Below are 8598 nucleotides of genomic sequence, written 5' to 3' on the forward strand. Positions count from 1 at the left end.
GTTATTTTTAAAAAAGGACGCAATATTTTAAAATTATTTACAATTTTAATTGTAGACATACCAGATAATCCTTTAGGACCACTTCCTCTTTTTAAAGATAAAAAAAAAGTTTCACATTGTTCATCTAAATTATGTGCAGTAACTAAAATTTCATTATTTTTTATAATTTTTTTAAAAATTTGATGTCTTTTTTTACGTGCATATTCTTCTATATTACTTTTTTTATTTATATAAATATTTTTATGTATAAATAATACATTTAATTTTTTACATTGTGAAAAACAAAATTTTACCCAATCATTAGATTTTTTATTTAAATTATGATTAATATGAATTGCTCTAATTATAAGAGGATATTTTTTCCTTAGTTTAACTAAATTATATAATAATACAGTAGAGTCTATTCCTCCACTATATGCTAATAATATATTTTTAAAATTAAATAATATTGATTGTATTTTTTTTTTTATTAACATAATTAAATATTTATATATAATTTTTTAATTAAAATTAGTTTTAATTAAATTCTAATTTAATGTTTTTTTGATTTAATAAACTAATAAATTTATTAAAAATATTTATTTCAGTTGTAATAAAATAAGATTTTTTAAAAAAAATTTTTTTTCTAAAATTTAATTTTTCATAAAAAAAATATATTTGTATATTTTTTTTATAATTTTCTTTTTGGGAAAAAAGTATTTTCTTTAAATTTTTAAAAAAGATAATATTATGTAAAATTTTTTGATTTTTAAAAATAATATTTATTTTATTTAAATATTTTTCTCTTGAAGTTGTTATATCTATGATATTATTTACATTACAAATAAATAATTTTAAAAAATTATTAAAATATAGTATTCCATTTATAATAACTATATTATTTAATGTAACTATATTAGTTTTAATATTTTTTAATAAATCTAAAAATAAATGTATTTCTAATACATTTGAATTATCATCTAAATGAAACAATAATACTTTTTTTTTTTCTTTAGTATAAGAAATACGTATATTATTAATTATCCCTCCTACTGTAATTTTTATTGGTTTTTTATAATTTTTTAAAAAATGTTGTATGTTATTTTGTTTAGTATAAAATAAAATTTCTGTTAAAAACTCATCTAATGGATGACCTGTTAGATAGAAACCTAAAATATTTTTTTCTTTTATAAGAATATCTTTTTTTGTCCACGATAAATTAATATCATCATAAATGTAATGATTATCTTTTAATAAAGAAGTATTTTTTTCATTAAAAAAATCTTTTTGTTTTGTTTTTCTTTCTTTTAAATATTTATTCGTTAATTTTATAATTTTTTCTAAATTATTTATTAATAATCCTCTATTAAAATTAAATAAATCTAATGATCCAGATAATATTAATGTTTCTATAATTTTTTTATTAAGTTTTGAAAAATTTATTTTTGTAAAAAAATGAAATATAGATTTAAAATAACCTATTTTTTTTCTAGCATTTAATATATTAAATGCTAGTTGTTCTCCAATACCTTTTATAGCTCCTAATCCATAAACGATATATCCATCTTTATTAACATGAAATTTATATAAACTTAAATTAATATTAGGCGATAAAATTTTAATTTTCATTTTTTTACATTCATGTATTAAATGAATAATTTTATTTTTATTATCCATTTCTGATGTTAAAACTGCTGCCATAAATTCTGCTGGGTAAAAAACTTTTAACCATAAAGTTTGATAAGATATTAAAGCATAACCAACTGAATGAGATTTATTAAATCCATATGAAGCAAATTTTTCTAAATAATCAAAAATTTTCATAGATAAATTATTATCAATATTTAATTTTTGAGAACCTTGTAAAAAACGTTTTCTTTGTTTTGACATTTCCTTATGTTGTTTTTTACTAATTACTCTTCTTAAAATATCTGCTTCTCCTAAACTATAATTTGCTAATACCTGAGCTATTTTCATTACTTGTTCTTGATATAAGATAATACCATATGTAGATTTTAATATTGGTTCTAATTTTTTATGTTGCCAATTTTTATCAGGATATGAAATAATTTCTCTACCATGTTTCCTATTAATAAAATTTTCAACCATTCCTGATTGTAATGGACCAGGTCTATATAAAGCTAATAATGCTATTAAATCTTCAAAATTATCTGGCTGTAATTGTATAATTAACTCTTTAATACCTTTTGATTCTAATTGGAAAATACCTGTAGTTTTAGCTAATTTTAAATAATTATAAACTTTTTTATCATCTAAAATAAGATTATTAATATCTAATAATTTTTTATTATTTTGAATAAGTTTTTTATTAATCATTTTTACTGCATGATAAATAACAGTTAAAGTTCTTAAACCTAAAAAATCAAATTTTACTAAACCTATATCTTCTATATCATTTTTATCAAATTGAGTTACTATATTAGTACCATTATAATCACAATATATAGTTGTATATTTTATAATATTATCAGGGGCTATAACAATACCTCCAGCATGTTTCCCAATATTTCTAATTGTGCCCTCTAATTTTAGAGATGTATTTACTAATTCTTTAATATTATTATCTGATTTATATAAATTAGATAATATTTTATCTTTTAAAAAAGCTTTTTTTAAATTAATACCTACATCTGAAGGAATTAATTTTGAAATTCGATTAATAAAATCATATGGATAACCTAAAACTCTTCCAACATCTCTAATAACAGATTTTGCAGTCATTGTTCCAAATGTTATAATTTGAAATACTGATTTATATCCGTAAATTTTTTTTACATGATTAATAACTAAATCACGTTTTTCCATACAAAAATCAATATCAAAATCTGGTAATGATACTCTTTCTTTATTTAAAAATCTTTCAAAAATTAAATTAAACTTTATAGGATCTAAATTAGTAATGTTTAAAACATAAGCTATTAATGATCCTGCTCCTGAACCTCTTGCTGGACCAACAGGAATATTATTTTTTTTTGCCCACTGGACAAATTCCATAACTATAAGAAAATAACTAGGATAACCCATTTGATTTACAATTTTTAATTCTTGATTTAATCTTTTTTTATATTGTATATATTTTTTTTTAAAATCATCTATATTTGGATATAAAATATTTAACTTTTTTTTTAAACCTATATAAGATTTTTCAATAATATAATTTTCTGGTATAATGTTCTTTTTAATTATAAATTTTGGTAAAAAATATTTACCTAATAACAAAAATAAACTACATCTTTTTGCTATTTCTACACTATTAGATAGTGCTTCTGGGATATCTTTAAATAAAATACACATTTCTTTTGTACTTTTTAAAAATTGTTCTTTACTATAATGATAGTTTTGATAATTTTTATTTATAATAAAACCTTTATTAATTGCAATACGAATTTCATGTGCATGATAATCTTCTTTATTTAAAAAACGTACATCATTAGTGGCAACTAAAGGTATAGTAAAATAACTTGATAAATCTATAATTAAATCAATATAATCTTCTTCGTATATCCGATTTGTGCGGATTACTTCAAAGTAAAATCGATTATTAAAATATTTTTTATAAAAAAGAATTAATTTTTTTATTGCAGAAATGTTTTTTTGTAAAAGATTTTGACCTATTTCTCCTTTTATTCCTCCAGATAATATAATTAATCCTTTATTATATTTTTCAAGTAAATTATAAGTTATTATAGGGCCTAAATTATCTTTATAACCATTTTTATAACTATTAAATATTAATAATTTTAAATTTTGATAACCAATATTATTCATTACTAATATAGTTATATTAGAAAATTTACAATTATTTAAGTTTTTAATTTTAAAATCTGCTCCAGTTATAGCTTTTAATCCTAAATTATGTGATATTTTATAAAATTTGACTAAACCGAATATATTATTAAAATCTGTAACAGCTATAGCTGGCATATCTAATAATTTAGCTTTATTTGTAATTTGTTTTATTTTAGCAAGACCATCTTTAATAGAATAGTCACTACGTACATGTAAATGAATAAATTTAGGATAATTCATATTATTATGTTAATTATAAAATTAATTAATTTGGTTTCAATTTTATTTTTTAATATTTATGCATATAATTTTTGCTTTACAAATAATTTTATTGTTAATTTTTGCTATACTATCAAAAAATACAAAAGATTTTTTTTTTTTTTTAAAAATACTTTTTATTATTATTTGATCTCCTGGGAAAAGAAATTTCTTAAAACGTACTTTGTCAATACCGACTACATAATACATAAATTTTTTTTTTCTTATATCACTTTTATAAATTAATAATCCTGTAGTTTGAATCATAGATTCTAATAATAATACTCCAGGATAAATAGGATTTTTAGGAAAATGTCCTTGAAAAAAAGGTTCATTTAAAGAAATATTTTTTATAGCATTCAAAAATTTAAATTTTTGAAATGCTATAATTTTATCTACTAAAATAAATGGATACCTATGAGGTAAAACAGATAAAATTTCATTAATATTTAATATCATAATTTTAATTTTAATAAAATTTTATTATATTTATCATATAAATAAAATATTATTTTGTTTAATTGCTAAATTAATTACATCATTTGTTATATCTTTAATATTTTTAATATATGCTACTGTAGAAATATCTAAAACAATATTATAATGATTTTTTTTAGCTACAATATTTATTAATTTATGAATAAAAATTAATATTTTATTACGTATACTTTCTTGTTTTTGACGGTTTTTTTTTGTAAAAATTTTTATCTTTTTTTTTAAAATTTTTTTTTCATGTTTAATTTCTTTTTCTAAATTTTTTCTTAATTTTTTAGATAAGTTTTTATTTTCTAATCTATTTATTTTAGATAGAAGTAATTTTTCCATTTTTTTAATAACTAAAAAATCAGAATATAATTTTTTTTCTAATTTTTTAGTTATTTTTTTTTTTTGAGGTATTATATCAAAAATTTTAGCGATATTAACTACTACTATTTTTGTACAACAAAAAGCTTCTTTATTAAAAAAACTAAAAAAAATAAAAATTAATAATGTAAATTTAAAAAAATTTTTCATATTTAAAAACTCCTAATTTTATTTTAAAAAATTATTCTCATTTTGTGTAAAATTAAATTGAATAAATTGGATTTTATCCATTTTATATTTTTTAAATGGATATGCAAAAGAAATAACCATATCACCAAATGAGGTATGAAATTGAAACGATAAACCTATAGAAGATCTTATTTGAAAAAAAAGATTAAATTTAGGAATTTTATACAATTTAAATAAATAATTATTTTTCCATGAAGTATCTATTAAATTACCTATATCTAAAAAAATAGAAGACTTTATTTGTTTTATAAATTTATTTTTTATAAAAGATAAAGGAATAATTAATTCATTATTTATATTAAATAAAATATTACCACCTATTGGTGTATTAGATAAACAAATAGTTTTATTGTTATTACAATTATATTCTTTTGAGGAATAATATATACCTTTAGGACCAATGCTATTGGATTGAAATCCTCTAATAGAATTAGATCCACCTAAATAAAAATTTTTATAAAAGGGATATTTACCTCCAAAAAAACCATTACCATAACTAAAATTAGTTTTAAACAAAAAAATTATATAATTATTATTTTGTAAATTATTTGTTAATTTTTGTAAAAAGAATAAATGAAAATACTGTAAATAATTAAAATTAATTTTATAATAACGATTTTTACTATACCAAGGAATAGAAAAATAAGTATCTACAGAACTTATAATTCCATTAGATGGTAAATTAAAATTATTAAAATTTTTAAACATAAATTTGTAATGAATTACAAATTCATCTAATAAATAATATTTATATAATTTATTATATTTTTGATATCCTATATTTCTAAGATAATTCCACAACAATAATTGTGGTTCAATATTACTAATATTATTTTTTATAAATCCAATCTTATTTATTATAAATAATTTATTATTAATCGGTAATTTAAATATTCCTAAAAAACCTTTATTTTTATTTATATAATTAAAAGATATATTATCATCTTCATTTATAGAATTTGAAAATATTTTTATACCAGAATCTATCTTTTTTAAAAAAGCATGTTTTTTCATAATAAAAATTTCTAAATAGTAATGATAAAAATCTTTATGAAAATCAATATCTACGTCATATCCAGTACCTATAAAATTATTTTGTTGCAAAATAGTATTTAATCCTAATGATCCACCTTTAATTATTCCTAATCCAGTTCTTAAAAAACCTTCATTTTTTTCATCAACTTCAAATATTACATTTAATGTATTTTTTAAATCATTATTTTTATATAAATAAATGTTTACTTTATTAAAGTATCCTAAAGATAATAATCTTTCTTTTGTTTTTTTTATTAATTTAACATTAAATGGGTCACCTTCTAATTGTAATAATTCATTTCTTAAAATGAAATCTTTAGTAAAATTATTTCCTAAAAAATTTATTTTTCTTACATAATATTGTTTATTAGTTTCTATATAAATTAAAATGTTAACTGTATTTTTTTTTCTATTTATAATAGTTTTTATTATTATTTCAGGATATAAAAATCCATTTTCTTTTAAAAATTCTATTATTTTATATTTTAATTTTATTACTTTATTATTTTTATAAATTTCATTTGGAACAATATTAATTATATTTATTATTGTTTTTTTTAAAAATTTATTTGTGTTTAATTTTATTAATATTTTTTTATAATAAAATGGTTGATTTTCTTTAATTTTTATTATTAAAAAATTTTTTTTCTTATCCCATGATGAATTTTGTGTAATATTTTGTATTTTAAATTTTAAATATCCTTGATTTATATAAAAATTATTTAATTGATTTAAAATATGATTAATATCACTAACTTTATATTTTTTTTGTTTTTTAAAAAAAAATAAAAATTTATTATTAATATTTAAATAATTTAATAAAAAATTAGTTTTATAAATTTTATTACCAGTAATTTTGATCATATCAAGATTTATATAATTTTTTTCTTTAAATAAAATTTTAATATCTACTTTATTATTTAGATATTTTCTTATTTTTATTTTTATGCAAGGTAAGAACATAAAATTTTTTAAAAACATTAATTTTACATTTTTTTTAAATAATAATAATAAAGAATTATTTAATTTATTATTTTTTTTTATGTGTAATTTGTTTAATAAAAAATAAATAAAATTATTGTTAATAATTTTATTACCTTTAATTTTAATATTATTAATGATTGGTTTTTCTAAAATTTTTACAAAAATTAAATTTTTATATTGAAAAATATTTATATTATTTATTATATTATGTAAACACATTATTTGTAATAAATTAAATATTTCTTTTATAGAAAGACAATTTCTTGTTATATATGAATATATTTTATTATTTTTAAATTTTGCTTTATTTAAACCAAAAAAAATAACTTGATTCACACAATTATTTTTTTTATTTAAATTATTTGCATAACAAAAAATATTTGTATTAAAAATAAAAAAGAAAATAAATAAAAATTTATAATAATGAATAATTTTTATCAAAAATTTTTTTTTAAAATTGATGAAAATCATTTATAAATGTAATCCCCATAATTATCATTAGAATAATTATACTAAAAATATATATTATTTGTTTAATTTTATTTGATATTTTTTTATTAATTATTTTTTCAAAAATTAAAAATAACAATTGTCCACCATCTAATATTGGTAAAGGAAATAGATTAATTATACTTAAATTAATATTTATCATTGCTAAAAACATAAAATAATAAAAAATATTATTTCGAAATAATATACTTGCAATATAACCTACCGAAATAGGTCCATTTAATTTAGAAATATTATTTTTATCATAAAATAAAAAAGAAAAAGAATTAAAAATTAATTTTATTACTTTTATAGTTTGATTTAATGATTTTATTAATGCTTGAATAAAATTCATTTTATATTGAAAATATAATTTATTTTTATTTTTATCTACCCTAGGTAAAAAACCTAAAAAACCAATATTATTTTTTCTTACTAAAGATAAAATATTTAAATTTATATAATTATTATTTCTTTTAATATTTAAATGAATTATTTTATTAGGATTATTATAAATAATTTTTTGAAAATTATACCAATTTATAAATTTTATATTTTCTATTTTTATAATTTTATCTCCGATTTTTAAATTAGCTCGTTCTGCAGGAGATCCTGGAATTATATAACTAATAATAGGATAAATTTTTAATTCTTGAGGTAATATTCCTAATATTGTTATTAAATTTTTTTCATTAAGAAAACTAAGAAAATTTTTATCAAAATTTAATCTTTTATTTTCAATAAAAGAAGAATTTATTTTATGAAATTCTATATTTATTTTATTTTTTTGATGAATATTATTAATTAATTCTATATTTAATTTGTTCCAGTTATTAACTTTAATATCATTAATTTTTTTAATTTCAATATCAGATTTTAAATTAATTAAATTTCCAACAGAAATATAATTAATTTCACTAATAATATTTTTTTTTATAGGTAATCCTATTAAAAAAACTATAAAATAAATAAATGTTGCAAAAAGGATAT

At 16.3% G+C, this 8598-nt stretch carries 6 protein-coding genes; all 6 read right to left on the reverse strand.

The genetic code is table 11. The features are described from left to right. A partial coding sequence (gene tilS, locus GJT96_RS01105; RefSeq protein ID WP_169780398.1) for a tRNA lysidine(34) synthetase TilS occupies positions 1–476 on the reverse strand: 476 nt, incomplete at its 3' end. A gap of 40 nt (positions 477–516) precedes the next feature. Next, entirely contained in the window at positions 517–4029 is a 3513-nt protein-coding gene (gene dnaE / locus GJT96_RS01110) for a DNA polymerase III subunit alpha (RefSeq protein WP_169780399.1), read from the reverse strand. A gap of 42 nt (positions 4030–4071) precedes the next feature. After that, positions 4072–4506 (reverse strand): 3-hydroxyacyl-ACP dehydratase FabZ, encoded by a 435-nt coding sequence (fabZ, locus tag GJT96_RS01115; protein ID WP_169780400.1) that lies wholly within the window; start codon positions 4504–4506, stop codon positions 4072–4074. A 33-nt stretch (positions 4507–4539) separates the two neighbouring features. Further along, positions 4540–5061 (reverse strand): OmpH family outer membrane protein, encoded by a 522-nt coding sequence (locus GJT96_RS01120; RefSeq protein WP_169780401.1) that lies wholly within the window; start codon positions 5059–5061, stop codon positions 4540–4542. An 18-nt stretch (positions 5062–5079) separates the two neighbouring features. After that, positions 5080–7560 carry an outer membrane protein assembly factor BamA gene (gene bamA / locus GJT96_RS01125; protein ID WP_169780402.1) on the reverse strand — a complete coding sequence of 827 codons (2481 nt, stop codon included), beginning with the start codon at positions 7558–7560 and terminating at the stop codon, positions 5080–5082. 10 nt (positions 7561–7570) lie between these two features. Beyond that, the coding region (rseP, locus tag GJT96_RS01130) for an RIP metalloprotease RseP (RefSeq protein WP_169780403.1) at positions 7571–8598 on the reverse strand (1028 nt) is incomplete at its 5' end.

Source organism: Enterobacteriaceae endosymbiont of Donacia piscatrix (assembly GCF_012569525.1).
In the GTDB taxonomy this organism is placed as follows: Bacteria; Pseudomonadota; Gammaproteobacteria; order Enterobacterales; family Enterobacteriaceae.